This window comes from Variovorax sp. W2I14 (assembly GCF_050435205.1).
Lineage (GTDB): Bacteria > Pseudomonadota > Gammaproteobacteria > Burkholderiales > Burkholderiaceae_C > Variovorax > Variovorax paradoxus_C.
This window is the reverse complement of sequence record NZ_JBNDJX010000001.1, coordinates 1412094-1426199: the sequence shown is the minus strand read 5'-3', so window position 1 is coordinate 1426199 and position 14106 is coordinate 1412094. Positions and strand designations below refer to the sequence as shown.

The window sequence follows — 14106 nt, the reverse complement described above, 5'->3', positions numbered from 1 at the left end:
GGGAAAACGCGGATCGCCTTAACCGGACATTGACGTGTCCGGTGAGGCGCCACAGCACCGATTTCTGGCTTACATCCGACATTCGTCGCTTTTCTTTGGCGTTGACCGGACAACTTGCACTCGGCTTGCGAAGCTCCCTCCCGCCCAATGCGGTCGCGTTGCGCGAGCTTGTTCCCAACGTACGCGCTATGCCGTTCTTCGTCGTCCAAGCGCGTGGCAATGCACCGGTGCCGACCTAGTTTGTCTGGCCTGCCAAGCGTCGATACGATCCCGCGCCTTGCCCCCTCAAAGGAATGCGCGGATGCCGCCATCGACTGCTTCTTCGTCCTCCGTCAACGCCTCCGCCAACACCCGCTGGCAACAGCGCAGCCGGGGCCACGTCTGGCATCCGTGCACGCAGAGCATCCGCCTCGAAGCGGTGCCGCCGTTGCCGATCGCGCGGGGCGAGGGCGTGTGGCTTTACGACCATGACGGCCGCCGCTATCTCGATGCGACGAGCTCGTGGTGGGTCAATCTCTTCGGCCATGCGCATCCGGCCATCAACGCCGCGCTGAAGGACCAGCTCGACGCGTTCTCGCACGTGATGCTCGCCGGCTGCACGCATGCGCCGGCCGTGGAACTGGCCGAGCGCCTGTCGGCATTGACTGGGCATGCGCTCGGCCATTGTTTCTATGCCTCGGATGGTGCCTCGGCCGTGGAGATCGCGTTGAAGATGAGCTTCCACGCGTGGCGCAATGCAGGCCGCGGCGGCAAGCAGAACTTCGTCGCGTTGCGGCACGGCTACCACGGCGAGACGCTGGGTGCGCTGCATGTGACCGACGTGCCGGTGTTCCGCGACGCCTATGCGCCGTTGCTGGGGAACGCGCACCTCGTTGCATCGCCCGATGCGCGAACCGCACGGCAGGGCGAGGACGCGGTTGATGTCGCGCGGCGTGCCGCCGCCGAACTCGAAGCGCTTCTTGCCGAACGGCACGCATCCATCGCCGCCGTGATCGTCGAGCCGCTCGTGCAGTGCGCCACCGGCATGGCGATGCACGACCCCGAATACCTGCGCCTCGTGCGCGCGCTGTGCGACCGCTACGAAGTGCACCTCATCGCCGATGAGATCGCAGTCGGCTGCGGGCGCACCGGCACTTTCTTCGCGTGCGAGCAGGCGGGCACCTGGCCCGACTTCCTGTGCCTTTCCAAAGGCATCAGCGGCGGCTACCTGCCGCTTGCGTTGGTAATGACGCGCGACGCGATATACGAAGGCTTCGTGGACGACGACGTGGCGCGCAGCTTCCTGCATTCGCATTCCTACACCGGCAACGCGCTGGCCTGCCGCGCGGCGCTCGCGACGCTCGATCTGTTCGAGCGCGAAGACGCATTGCGGCGCAACCGCGGCCGCGCCGAGCGATTGATGGGCCGGTTGCGCGAAGGCCTCCACGGCATGCCGGCGGACCACCTGCGCCAGCGCGGAATGATCACGGCCTTCGACGTGCGCGAGCCCGGCGCCCGGTTCGCGGAACGCTTTCATCTCGCAGCCCGTGCGAACGGATTGCTGATGCGGCCCATCGGCTCGACCGTCTACCTGATGCCGCCCTACGTGATCTGCGACGACGAGATCGACCGGCTGGTCGACGGCACGCTGGCCACGCTGCAAGCCGTCGCCGGGCCGGCTCAAGCAGAAGGAGTCCGCGATGCTGCGCTTGCTTGAACGCCTGCAGGACGAGATCACCGCGCTTGATGCGCAATCGCTGCGCCGCCGCCGGCAGATCGCCGAAACGGCCTGCGCGCCCGAGCAGTCGCTGACGCTGGCCGACGCAAGCGCGCCGCGCACGATGCTCGGCTTCAGCAGCAACGACTACCTCGGCCTCGCCGCGCATCCGGCGCTGGCCGCCGCGCTGGCCGAAGGCGCGGCGCGCTACGGCACGGGCAGCGGCGGGTCGCACCTGATCCTGGGCCACTCGCGCGCGCACGCCGAGCTCGAGGAGCGATTGGCCGACTGGATGGCGCCGTACATCCCCGAGGCGCGAAGCCTCTTCTTCTGCACCGGCTACATGGCCAACCTTGCGGTGCTGTCGGCGCTGGGCGGTGCGGAGGCGGTGATCTTTTCGGAGTCGCTCAACCATGCGTCGCTGATCGACGGCGCGCGGCTGGCCAAGGCGCGGGTCGAGCGCTATCCGCACTGCGACGTGGCGGCGCTCGACGCGCAGCTCGCGGCCTGCGATGCACCGGTCAAGCTCATCGTGAGCGATGCGGTCTTCAGCATGGACGGCAACATTGCGCCCGTGGCCGAATTGCTCGCGCTGGCGGAGCGGCATGACGCCTGGCTGGTGCTCGACGATGCCCACGGCTTCGGCGTGCTGGGCGCCACCGGCCGCGGCGTGCTGCAGGCGATGGCGCTGCGCTCGGAGCGGCTGGTGCTCATCGGCACACTGGGCAAGGCGGCGGGTGTGTCGGGTGCGTTCGTGGCGGCGCATCGCACCGTGGTCGACTACCTCGTGCAGCGCGGGCGGCCGTACATCTTCACCACGGCCGCGCCGCCGGCCATTGCGCATGCGCTGCTCGCGAGTCTCGCGCTGATCGAAGGCGAGGAGGGCGACGCGCGCCGCGCGCAATTGAAGGCGCGCATCGCGCAACTGCGACGGGGCCTGAAAGCGGTTCTTCCGCCGGATGGCAGCGCGTGGCTGCCCGATTCGCCTACCGCGATCCAGCCGCTGATCCTCGGCGACAACGCGCGCGCGATGCGGACGATGGCGCAGCTCGATGCACGCGGCCTTCGCGTTGGTGCGATCCGCCCGCCGACCGTGCCGGCCGGCACCGCGCGCCTGCGGATCGCGCTGTCGGCCAGCCACAGCGAGGCCGATGTGGCCAGGCTGGTCGACGTGCTCGGTGAGGCATTGGCGCAGCCGTGGAAGGAGGCCGCATGACGCGGCGCCGCTGGTTCGTCACGGGCACCGACACGGGGGTCGGCAAGACGCTGGTCAGCAGCGCGATGCTGAGCCTGCTGGCCGCCTCGGGCCTGCGCGCGGTCGGCATGAAGCCGGTGGCCGCGGGCCTGGAGCGTGTCGGCGGTGCGTGGCTGAATGAAGACGTCGAGCAACTGCACGCGGCCGGCAATGTCGATGCGCCGCTGGACTTGCGCTGCCCCTACCTGCTGCGCGCGCCGACGTCGCCGCATCTCGCTGCCAGGGAGGAGGGCGTGCGCATCGAATTGCCGCCGCTGCTGTCGGCCTTCGCTGCCCTGTCGCAGCGCGCGGACGCGGTGGTGGTCGAAGGCGTGGGTGGGTTCTGCGTACCGTTCGGCGACGACCTCGACAGCGCCGACCTCGCGGTGGCGCTCGATCTGCCGGTGATCCTGGTGGTCGGCCTGCGACTCGGTTGCCTGAGCCATGCGCTGCTGACCGCCGAGGCCGTTCGCGCGCGTGGTCTCGTGCTGGCCGGTTGGGTCGCGAGCGTCATCGAGCCGCAGATGCTGTCGCCCGAGGCCAATCTGCAGACGCTGCGCGACAGGCTCGGCGCTCCCTTGCTCGGCGTGGTGCCGCACCTGGCCGAGCCCGGTGCGGCCGGCGCCGCGCGGCATCTCGATCTGCGCGCACTGCGCGCGACCGCGGGGCACGCGGCGCGGCGCTCGGCCGCGCTGGACTTGGCCTGATACGGAATTGCGCTCGACCTGCCACAACCGTTCGGGCTGAGCCTGTCGAAGCCTCGCGCGGCGCTTCGACAAGCTCAGCGTGAACGGATTTATCTCTTCGAATGCAACCCGGTACGAGCCGATCAAGCCAGGTGCTTGTCGCGGTTCACGCGCTGGCGCTCCAGCATCCAGCCCGGGTACTCGGCCGGCAGCGCGCTCGCCTTGTCGAGCGTGGCCAGCTCGTCGACCGAGAGCTTGATGGCGGTGGCCGCGATGTTGTCGTCCAGTTGATCGACGCGCTTGGCGCCGACGATCACGCTGGTGACGACCGGCTGGTGCAGCAGCCACGCCAGCGCGATCTGCGCGACCGACACCTTGCGGGCCTCGGCCAGCACACGCATCGCGTCGATGCAGTCGTAGGCGCGTTCGCGGTTCACCGGCGGGAAGTCGAAGGTGGCGCGGCGGGTGCCCTTTTCGGTTTCGGTGTGGCGGTCGACCTTGCCGCTCAGAAGGCCGCCGGCCAGCGGGCTCCAGACCATGAGGCCGACGTTTTCGCTGCGCAGCATCGGCACCAGCTCGCGCTCCAGGTCGCGCCCGGCGATGGTGTAGTAGGCCTGCAGCGATTCGAAGCGCGCGAGCCGGTCGCGCTCGGCGATGCCCAGCGCCTTGGCGATCTGCCAGGCCGCCCAGTTCGACACGCCCACATAGCGCACATGGCCCTGCTGCACGAGGTTGTCGAGCGCGTGCACGGTTTCCTCGATGGGCGTGAGCGGATCGAAACCGTGGATCTGGTACAGGTCGATGTGGTCGAGCTGCAGGCGCTTGAGGCTCGCCTTGACGCCGTCCATGATGTGATAGCGCGAGGCGCCACTCGCGTTCGGGCCCTTGCTGCCGGTTTCGCCGAGCACCTTGGTGGCGACCACCACGCTGTCGCGCGGGATCCTGAGGTTCTTGAGGGCCTGGCCGGTGATGACTTCCGACTGACCTTCGGAGTACACGTCGGCGGTGTCGATGAAGTTGATGCCGGCGTCGATCGCGCGGCCGACCAGGCCCTCGGCCTCGCTCTGCTGGAGGTCGCCGATATGGGTCCAGATGCCCGAGCCGCCGCCGAAGGTCATCGTGCCGAGGCAGAGTTCGGAAACCAGGAGGCCGGTGCGGCCGAATTTGCGGTACTGCATGGAATAGATCCTTTGCGTTGAGAGAGGTGTCGGGGGATGCCGGGAGGCGCGTCGGTAAAAAGTATCCGCCCGCGGACCCCGGCGCGGCGAGCGCGTTCCTGCAAAGTCTTTGCCTATTTCTCCAGACCTCGTTCCAGACCCGTGCAGATTCATGGGAGCGGCGCTAAGCTGCAAACCACCCGATCCTCCACGGTGCCCGTCACCGTGATTCCCACCGCCGTCCCCCTGCGAGAGGCCCCCTACATGTCCGACGAAACACCCGAAATCGCTGCAGCCCTTGCCCAGCCGATGCCGCTGGAGCCCGAACTCGACGAAGCCAGGAAGGAACTGGTGGCGCTCATCAACCGCATCACCGGCGGCCGCGACGGCACCGTGGAAACGCCGGTGGCCGGCCTGCAGGTGTATTGCATCAGCAAGCCCGACCGCCCCAAGCACGCCTTCGCCACCCCGGCGCTCGGGCTGATCGCGCAGGGTTCCAAGCGGATCATCATGGGCGACGACATCTACGTGTACGACCCGATGCACTACCTCGTGACCTCGGTCGACCTGCCGGTGTGCGGCCAGGTGCGCCTGACGAGCGACAACGAGCCGTATCTCGGCCTGCGGCTGGAGCTGGCGCTCGACGAAATCGGCGAGCTCATCGGCGACGAGAAGCTGCCCGCCAAAGCCAACGCGCCGGCTTCCCGCGGCATGTACGTGAACCGCATCGCGATGCCCGTGCTGGAGCCGGTGCTGCGGCTGCTGCGGCTGGTCGAGAACCCGGAAGACGTGCCGATCATGGCGCCGCTCATCAAGCGCGAGATCATGTACCGGCTGCTGGTGAACGGCGAGGGCGCGCGCCTCCGCCAGATCGCGCTGCAGGACAGCCACACCCAGCGCATCGCCAAGGCCATCAGTGCGCTGCGCATCAACTATGCGCAGTCGTTGCGGGTGGAAGACATGGCGCGCGCGGTGCATATGAGCGTGTCTTCGTTCCACCACCACTTCAAGGCCGTGACCGCGATGAGCCCGCTGCAGTACCAGAAGCAGCTTCGCCTGCAGGAGGCGCGCCGCCAGATGCTGGTGACCGGCATCGACGTGGCGAGCGCGGCGCACAGCGTGGGCTACGAAAGCCCCTCGCAGTTCGCACGCGAGTACGGCCGCATGTTCGGCGCGCCGCCGCTGCGCGACAAGCAGCGCTGGCTCTCGGAGGCGGGCAACGATGCGATGGGGGCGGCTTCGATGGAAGCGGCCTGAACGGCAGCCCGGACAAACAAGCCGCATGGCCGAATCGAAAGTCGCGATCTACGGCGCCATCGGCGCCAATGTCGCTATCGCCATCACCAAGTTCGTCGTGGCGGGCATCACCGGCAGCTCTGCAATGCTGTCGGAGGGCATTCACTCGGCGGTCGACACCTTCAACGGCGTGCTGCTGCTCGTGGGCCTCAAGCTCAGCAAGCGGCCGGCGACGCCGGAGCATCCGTTCGGCCACGGCAAGGAGCTCTATTTCTGGAGCCTGATCGTGGCGGTGCTGATCTTCGGACTGGGCGGCGGCGTGTCGTTCTACGAGGGCATCCAGCACATCCGTGCGCCGGAGCCGATGCGCGATCCGACGTGGAACTACGTCGTGCTCGCGGCGGCTTTCGTGTTCGAGGGCACGAGCTTTCTGATTGCGCTCAAGCAGTTCCGCGCGCAGGCCAAGGGCACGCCGTTCTGGCAGGCGCTGGACCGCAGCAAGGACCCGACAACCTACACCGTGCTGGCCGAAGATTCCGCCGCACTGATGGGCCTGCTGGTGGCGGCGCTCGGCATCTACCTCGGCCACGCGCTGGACATGCCGGTGCTCGACGGCGTGGCCTCGGTGGTCATCGGCGTGCTGCTGGCGGGCGTGGCCGTACTGCTCATCGCGCAGGCGCGGGGCCTCCTGATCGGCGAAGGCATCCGGCCCGAGACGGCGCGCGCCATCCGCGCCATCGCGCTGGAGCAGCCCAGCGTCGAAGACGTGGGGCATGTGCTGTCGATGTACATCGGCGCCGACGAGGCGTTGGTGATCGTCGACGTGAACTTCAAGGACGATATTTCCACGGGCGAGGCGGGCGACGCCATCGCGGCCATCGAGGCCGAGGTGCGCGCGCGTTTCCCGACGATCCGGCGCATCTTCATCGAGGCGACCGAGGCGCCGCAAGCCGGCGCGGCACCGGCGAAAGACGGGGGCGCCTTGTAGCACTTGCTGCAATTTCTTGCGTCGTCACGACCATGCAGGTTTCAAATTTTTTCGTTATTGTTTTGCTCGCTGCAGCACCCCGGCGCACAGGCGACGGGAGAACCAAACAACACGGAGAGATGCATGCTTTGGGAAAAGAAGCTGGCGCAGTGGAGCGCCGCCGTTCGTGACCGCGCCAACCTGCCGGCACGCCTCACGCTGTGGGACGGCCAGTCCTACGACTTCGGCAATTTCAGCGGGCCTTCGGTCACGCTGCACGTCAAATCACCCGCCGCGTTGTCGCTGATGCTGCAGCCCACGCTCGACAACCTGGGCGAGGCCTACGTCAAGAGCAAGATCGACATCGAGGGCAAGCTCAGCGACGTGATCGACATCGCCTACGGCCTCGCTAAGACATCGATCGACAAGCAGGGCGGGGCGCTGCAGAACATGGCGCGCTACTTCGCGCACACCAAGTCGTCGGACAAGAAATCGATCCAGTACCACTACGACGTGTCCAACGAGTTCTACCAGCAGTGGCTGGACCCCAACATGGTCTATTCGTGCGCCTACTTCGAGAACGGCGACGAAGACCTCGCCACCGCGCAACTCAAGAAGATCGACCACATCCTCACCAAGATCGACCTCGGGCCGGGCCAGACGCTGCTGGACATCGGCTGCGGCTGGGGTGCGCTGGTGATTCGCGCGGCGCAGAAGTTCGGCGCGCGCTGCGTGGGCGTGACGCTCTCGCAGAACCAGTTCGACCTGGCCACCGAGCGCGTGAAAGCCGCGGGCCTCGAAGACCGCATCGAGATCCGCCTGCAGGACTACCGCGACGTGACCGGCGAGTTCGACCGCATCACCAGCGTCGGCATGTTCGAGCATGTGGGCCGCAAGAACCTGCCCGCGTACTTCAAGCACGTGCGCGAACTCCTGGCCGACGATGGCGTGGTGATGAACCACGGCATCACCTCGTCCGACCCCGAGGGCGGCGGCGTCTCGTACGGCGGCGGCGACTTCATCGACCGCTACGTGTTCCCGAACGGGGAACTGCCGCACATCAGCCTCGCGCTGCAGGCCATGCAGCAGGGCGGGCTCGAAGCCTTCGACATCGAGAACCTGCGCCGGCACTACGCGCAGACGCTGCGCTATTGGAGCGACAGCTACGAGGCCCACAGCGACAAGCTGCGCACGATGGTCGACGAGGAGAAATTCCGGATCTGGCGCGTGTACCTCGCAGGCTGCGCGTACGCGTTCGAGAACGACGACGTGGCCATCTACCAGATCGTCGGGCGCAAGGCCGGGCGCGCGGCGAAGACGCTACCGTGGTCGCGCCGCTACATCTACGACGGCACCTCGGCGCTGAACGCGGGTTGATGTTCCGGTGCGGCCGCATCGGCATGGCGGCAAAGCGATATCGCAAGGCCGCACGGGCGCGCGAACAGGACAACGGAGGGCCAGCGCCAGCACGGATTCGCACGGCCCGATAGCATCACGGGCTCGCGGCCTCACACCACCTCGGCGCTCACCGGACACCCCGTTCGGGGCAGCCTCCCCGGCCCGCGAAGAACCCCATGAGCGTCAGCACCAAAACAACAAACCGCCCCCTGGTCATCGCATCGATCATGGCTTCCATGGCCATGGTCGCCATCGAAGCCACCATCGTCTCCACCGTCATGCCGCAGATCGCCTCCGAGCTCGGCGGGCTGCATCTCTACAGCTGGGTCTTCGCCTCGTTCCTGCTCGCGCAGACCGCGATGACCGTGGTGTTCGGCAAGCTCTCCGACCTGTACGGGCGCAAGCCCATCATGTTCGTGGGCATCGCGATCTTCGTGATCGGCTCGGTGCTCGCGGGCTTCTCTTGGTCGATGCCGGCCATGATCTGCTTCCGTCTCATCCAGGGCATCGGCGCGGGCGCGATCCAGCCGGTGTCGCTCACCATCGTCGGCGACCTGTATCCGGTGCGTGAACGCGGCAAGGTGCAGGGTTATCTCGCGAGCGTCTGGGCCGTGTCGGCGGTGGTGGGGCCGATGATCGGCGCGCTCATCGTGCAGAAGCTGTCGTGGGCGTGGATCTTCTGGGTCAACGTGCCCATCGGCCTGGCTGCGGCGGCGGGCTTCTGGTTCTTTCTGCACGAGGCGCCGACGGTGCGCCGCTCGTCCATCGACATGGTGGGCGCGGTGCTGTTCACCGTCGGCATCGCCTCGCTGATGATCGCGCTGACCGAGTTCGGCGTCGGCAACACCGGTGTCGCGCTCGCGTGGACGGTGCTCTTCGTCGTCACGCTCGCGCTCTTCATCGCGCAGGAGCGCCGCGCGGCCGACCCGATGGTGTCGCTCAAGCTCTGGGGCGCGCGGATGATCGCGACCGTCAACGGCGCGGCGATGCTCGCTGGCATGGTGCTGATCGGCATCACGACCTTTCTGCCGATGTATGTGCAGGTGGTGCTGGAGCGCTCGTCGGTCACGGCCGGCCTCACGCTCACGATGGTGATGCTGGGCTGGCCCATCGGCGCAACGCTGACCTCGCGCACCTTTCACCGCATCGGGCTGTGGCGCATGGTGGTCGTCGGTGCGGCGCTGATTCCGGTCGGCACATCGACCTTCGCATTGCTTGGTGCCGGCAGTTCGCCGGTGCTGCCGGCCATCGGCTCGTTCGTCATAGGCCTGGGCATGGGCGTGATGAGCCTGGCTTCGTTGATTCTGATCCAGGAGGGCGTGGAGCTCTCGCAACGCGGCATCGCCACGGCCTCGAACGTGTTTTCGCGCAACCTCGGGAGCGCGCTGGGCGCGGCGTTTTTCGGCGCAGTCTTCAACTTCGGGTTGACGCGTGGGGACGGCAGCATGATGTTCACGGACGACGAGTTGCGCCTGCTGCTGCAGGGCGTGCATGGCTCGGTTGCTGGGGATGCGGGTATCCGGCTGGCGCTGGGCAGCTCGCTGCACCTCACGTTTCTGATGATGCTGGTGGTGAGCCTGGGCGTGGTGGCGCTGGCGTTGTGGTTGCCGAAGGAAGGGCTGGAGAGTTCGGCCGCCAGGGATGCCAAGGCGGCGCAGAAGTAGGGCTCAGCTCAGAAGCGTGACGATGGCCCACGGCATCGCGAAGCCTGTGACAAGTGCCGTCACCATGAACAGCAGGTCCTTCAAGTAGACGGGGGTTTTCGTGATTGCTCCGCCCACGCAGACCAGCACGATCGACGAGACGATCAGGACCGAAAGCGCGATCAGGCCCGACGAGAGCAGATAGTCGTACAAGCCGCCCAGCAGAAGGCCGACGAACGCGATGCCGAGAAAAGCGATAGGCCGCGATATCGGCTGCTGTTCGGCCTTGGGTGCGTCCGCTGGTGCGGCTGCGGCAATCGCCGATGCATGCCACATGACACCGCCGAGCAGCGCGAGCAGCGTGACTGTTGCGACGGCACCGGCGCCGAATCCGGGAAAGATCTGAGTGGCCAGCATGCCGACCGCGAGGCCGCACAGAGCGGCGAGCAGGGCCCGCCAGAACAGGATGGCGAAGAGAAGCCCGATGAGTTCGTCCATGGCGGCCATTCTGCCGTCACGCGGGAGCCTGAACGTCGGCGGTTCTCAACGTCGGGGTGGCAGATGAAGTCATCCTTGAACCGCATGATCTTGCAGTCGCTGGCTTTCGATGCAGAGTCGCGATTTGCGACACTCGCGCTCCACCTAGACAGGATGCTCGACCATGAATCTGGTCTCCCTTTCCGAATGCACGCCGGACGATGTACGCGCCATCTGGCGCCTCGCGGGCGCGCCCGACGTGAAGCTGGATGGCCACGTCGCCTGGTCTTTCGAAGGCAACGGCATTCGCACGCGCACGACATTTCTGCGCGCCTTCCGCGATCTCGGCCTGTCTTTCATCGACCTTCCGAATCTGTTGAAGACGGCGGAGCGGACCTGCGACCTGGCGGGCTACCTGGACCCGTTCTATGACATCTATGTCGTGCGTGATTCCGACCATGCCCGGCTTCAGGAATTCGCAGCGGCCTCCGGGCGGCCTGTAGTGAATGCGATGTCCGCAGAAGGGCATCCCTGCGAAGTGCTGACGGATGCCTACTTCATCGACACCACGCTCATGCCGATCGAGCGCGCCAGGGTCTGCCTCTGGGGGCCGATGACCAATGTCTTTCGTTCGTGGCATGAGCTCTCGCGGGTGCTGGGCTTCTCGCCCCAGCATGTCTGCGACGCACCTTTTCAAGAGGCGGACATCGTCATCATCGACAGTTGGCCCAGCGGTGGCGAGACGTCTTGCAGGTCGCTGACGGAAGATGATCTGGCTCGCATGGGGCATCCTGTGCTGCTGCCGACGCCGCCGTTTTCAGTGGGCCGCGAACTTGCATTCGATCCGGTGCATCACGCACGCTTTGCCGGCTATGAACAGAAGGCGCTCCTCTTGCCGGTTCAGAAGGCAATCCTGCGGCATCTGCTGGGCGCCCGAGTTCGGCGCATGGCACTTTCGAGCGGGCTGTCCGGATCGTCTGCCGAGGAAAAGTGTCCTGTTTGAAAGACATTTCCCCATGAAAGCCAAGAAATGTGGCGTATGAAGGACAACACCAGATTGCCCATCGAGCCGGGCAAGGCGAAGTAGATCCCCCGAGACATCGAAGGCCGCCAGCTAGGAATGGCACACAAACCCATCCTTGAGCAGCGTGATCTCGAACTGCAGGTTGCCCGCACGCGCGTCTCTCGCCTTGGCCAGCGTGCCGTCCGAACGCCATTGGCGCAGGGCCGCGGCGAGATAGTCGCGCGAGGCCGTATCGCCATCGGCCAGCCGGATCGCGGCATCCGCTGGCAGGCGCACATCGCTGACCAGCGGCTTGTAGAAGCGCCACTCTTCGTTCTGCATGAGCCGCTCCAGCACCTCACCGTCCTCGGCAAGAGCGGCGCATTCACCGGCCATGAAGGCCGAGGCCGCATGCACGGACGACGGGTAGCTGCGCGGCTGCGCGCCGTAGCGTTGCGACACCGCGCCGGCATAGCCCGAGCCTTCGCCGACGCAGACCGAGGCGCCTCGCAGTGCGGCTTCGTCCTGCACCTTTCCGCGTCGCAGCGCGACCACGAGGCCGCGGCCGGTGTCGTAGCTGCCGGGGGCGGCGGCGATGTCTTGTGCATTGGGGGAAGCGGGGACGCCGGCGACCAGCAGGTCGATGCGGCCTTCGCGCAGTGCCGATTCTTGCGTGGCCGGATCGAGGCCGACCAGTTCCAGAGGTATGCCGAGCGATGCCGCCAGTTGCCGCGCGAGCGTGGCGTCGAAGCCATCGGGCTCGGACGGCGTCGGCGCCTCGGCGGGGGCGGGGCGCGGATAGCGGCGCACGCCCACGACGAGCTTGCCCCGCTCGATGGCGCGGGCGAGCACCGGCCCTTTCGGCAGGCTCGACAGCGAGGGCGTCGCAAAGGCCCAGGCGCCGCCGATGCTCGCGAGCACCACGGCCGCGGCGAGTGCGGCGCCTGCCAGCACAAGCCTGCGATCAGTCATCGAGGCTCAGCCCCTTGCGCCAGCGCAGCAGCCGCTGCTCCAGCAGGGCGAGCAGGTAGTTGAGCAGCAGCCCGAGCACGGCCAGCAGCAGGATGCCGGCATACATCGTCGGGATCTGAAAGGTCTCCTGCGAATTCAGCGTGAGAAAGCCCAGGCCCGAATGCGCGCCGATCATCTCGGCCGCGACCAGCGCAGTGATGCTGTACGCCCCCGCGAGCCGCACGCCGGTGAAGATCGACGGCAGCGAGGCCGGCAGCACCACCTTGAAGAAGATGAAGCGCTGCGAGGCGCCCATCGACAGCGCCGAGTTCACGAGCAGGCGGTCGACCTGCTTCACGCCACTCACCGTACTCAGCAGCACCGGCCAGAACGAGGCCCAGAAGATGATCGCCACCTTCGAGAGTTCGCCGATGCCCAGGAACAGGATGAACACCGGGAACAGCGCGAAGGCCGAGGTCTGCCGAAAGAGCTGCAGCACCGGATCGACGATGGCTGCCAGCCGCTTCGAGCTACCGATCAGCAAGCCCAGCACCACGCCGAAGAAGCTCGCGAGCAGCAGGCCCCACAGCGAGCGCTGCAGGCTCGCGGCCAGGTGCTTCCAGAGCTGGCCGGTATCGACGAGCTGGGCGATGCTGGCGACGACGGCGGAGGGCGGGCTCAGGTAGGCGTCGCTCACGATGCCCAGGCGCGGGAGTGCCTCCCACAGCGCCAGGAAGATGGCAATGCCGATGCCGCGCTCTGCCACGCGGGCGAAGCTGCGTGCGAATTTGAAGAAGCGGCCGGGCGTGCGCGCTGCGGGCGCGTCGAGCACGGCGCTCACGAGACAACCCCTTCGAGTGACCGCGGCTTCAGCCCGGCCTGCACTTCGTCCTTCAACACCTCCCACGCACGCTGTCGCAGCGCCGCGAAATCGGTCGAGTGACGAATCTCCGCCGAACGCGGGCGTTCCAGCGGAATGTCGATGATGTCCTTGATGCGCCCGGGCCGCTGCGTCATCACCGCCACGCGGTCGGAGAGGTACACCGCTTCCTCCAGGCTGTGCGTGATGAAGACGATGGTCTTGCGGTACTGCTCCCAGATGCGCAGCAGCTCGCCCTGCAGGATCTCGCGCGTCTGCGCGTCGAGCGCAGCGAAGGGCTCGTCCATCAGCAGCACGTCGGGCTTGTAGGCCAGCGAGCGCGCGATGGCCACGCGCTGCTTCATGCCGCCCGAGATCTCGTGCGGATAGCGGTCGGCAAAGCCGTGCAGTCCGACCAGTTCGAGGTATTCGCGCGCGGTGCGGCGTCGCTCGGTCTTGCCGATGCCGCGTATCTCCAGCCCGACCGCGATGTTGTCGAGCACCGAGAGCCACGGAAAAAGCGCGTAGCCCTGGAACACCACGCCCTGGTTGCGGTTGATGCCCGCGAGCGGCTGGCCGTTGATGGCGATGCGCCCGCCAGTGCGCTCGGTGAGCCCCGCGAGGATGCCGAGGAAGGTCGACTTGCCGCAACCCGAGGGACCGAGCACCGACAAGAATTCGCCTTCGCGCACATCGAGGTCGAAGCCTTCGAGCACCCGCACGCGTTCGCTCGCGCCGCGCGCGGCGTAGTCCATCCGCACGTCGCGGGCCGAAATCTTGAGGCTCATGGCGCTTGCAC

General features: G+C 67.0%; 13 protein-coding genes. 8 read left to right on the top strand and 5 right to left on the bottom strand.

The window, feature by feature from the left end; translation table 11 throughout:
* Positions 1–301 precede the first annotated feature (301 nt).
* The 3 genes from bioA to bioD are packed head-to-tail and all read left to right on the top strand — an operon-like array spanning position 302 to position 3637.
* Complete coding sequence (gene bioA / locus QF040_RS06660) at positions 302–1696, top strand: adenosylmethionine--8-amino-7-oxononanoate transaminase (RefSeq protein ID WP_429610365.1); 1395 nt, start codon at positions 302–304, stop codon at positions 1694–1696.
* On the top strand, positions 1680–2912 hold the full coding sequence (bioF, locus tag QF040_RS06655) for an 8-amino-7-oxononanoate synthase (protein WP_429610364.1): 1233 nt from the start codon (positions 1680–1682) through the stop codon (positions 2910–2912). The genes bioA and bioF overlap by 17 nt, the downstream gene beginning before the upstream one ends.
* Complete coding sequence (gene bioD, locus QF040_RS06650) at positions 2909–3637, top strand: dethiobiotin synthase (RefSeq protein WP_429610363.1); 729 nt, start codon at positions 2909–2911, stop codon at positions 3635–3637. The genes bioF and bioD overlap by 4 nt, the downstream gene beginning before the upstream one ends.
* 122 nt (positions 3638–3759) lie before the next feature.
* On the opposite strand, the gene QF040_RS06645 is transcribed toward bioD, so the two are convergent.
* Positions 3760–4794 carry an aldo/keto reductase gene (locus tag QF040_RS06645; RefSeq protein ID WP_429610362.1) on the bottom strand — a complete coding sequence of 345 codons (1035 nt, stop codon included), beginning with the start codon at positions 4792–4794 and terminating at the stop codon, positions 3760–3762.
* A 243-nt stretch (positions 4795–5037) separates the two neighbouring features.
* Between QF040_RS06645 and QF040_RS06640 the strand changes: the two genes are divergently transcribed.
* The 4 genes from QF040_RS06640 to QF040_RS06625 all read left to right on the top strand — a co-directional run bounded on the left by QF040_RS06640 (position 5038) and on the right by QF040_RS06625 (position 10038).
* Positions 5038–6030: an AraC family transcriptional regulator gene (locus QF040_RS06640; protein WP_041942910.1), complete on the top strand. Its 993-nt coding sequence runs from the start codon at positions 5038–5040 to the stop codon at positions 6028–6030.
* Positions 6031–6055: 25 nt separating this feature from the next.
* Positions 6056–6997, top strand: coding sequence for a cation diffusion facilitator family transporter (locus tag QF040_RS06635; protein ID WP_429610361.1), 942 nt, complete (start codon positions 6056–6058; stop codon positions 6995–6997).
* 123 nt (positions 6998–7120) lie between these two features.
* Positions 7121–8353, top strand: coding sequence for a class I SAM-dependent methyltransferase (locus QF040_RS06630; RefSeq protein WP_429610360.1), 1233 nt, complete (start codon positions 7121–7123; stop codon positions 8351–8353).
* A gap of 197 nt (positions 8354–8550) precedes the next feature.
* The gene (locus QF040_RS06625; RefSeq protein ID WP_429610359.1) at positions 8551–10038 is read left to right on the top strand and encodes an MFS transporter; all 1488 of its coding nucleotides are present in this window, start codon (positions 8551–8553) and stop codon (positions 10036–10038) included.
* 3 nt (positions 10039–10041) lie between these two features.
* Here QF040_RS06625 and QF040_RS06620 read toward each other — a convergent pair whose 3' ends face one another.
* The gene (locus tag QF040_RS06620) at positions 10042–10515 is read right to left on the bottom strand and encodes a hypothetical protein (RefSeq protein ID WP_429610358.1); all 474 of its coding nucleotides are present in this window, start codon (positions 10513–10515) and stop codon (positions 10042–10044) included.
* 163 nt (positions 10516–10678) lie between these two features.
* Between QF040_RS06620 and QF040_RS06615 the strand changes: the two genes are divergently transcribed.
* The gene (locus QF040_RS06615) at positions 10679–11497 is read left to right on the top strand and encodes an ornithine carbamoyltransferase (protein WP_429610357.1); all 819 of its coding nucleotides are present in this window, start codon (positions 10679–10681) and stop codon (positions 11495–11497) included.
* A 111-nt stretch (positions 11498–11608) separates the two neighbouring features.
* On the opposite strand, the gene QF040_RS06610 is transcribed toward QF040_RS06615, so the two are convergent.
* From QF040_RS06610 to QF040_RS06600, 3 genes are read right to left on the bottom strand one after another with little or no spacing between them, the layout of a single operon-like run.
* Entirely contained in the window at positions 11609–12469 is an 861-nt protein-coding gene (locus QF040_RS06610; RefSeq protein ID WP_429610356.1) for a transporter substrate-binding domain-containing protein, read from the bottom strand.
* A complete protein-coding gene (locus QF040_RS06605) occupies positions 12462–13289 on the bottom strand; it encodes an ABC transporter permease (protein ID WP_429610355.1) in 828 nt (275 codons plus the stop codon). Before QF040_RS06605 ends, QF040_RS06610 begins: the two co-directional genes overlap by 8 nt.
* Positions 13286–14095, bottom strand: coding sequence for an ABC transporter ATP-binding protein (locus QF040_RS06600; RefSeq protein WP_429610354.1), 810 nt, complete (start codon positions 14093–14095; stop codon positions 13286–13288). Before QF040_RS06600 ends, QF040_RS06605 begins: the two co-directional genes overlap by 4 nt.
* Positions 14096–14106 lie beyond the last annotated feature (11 nt).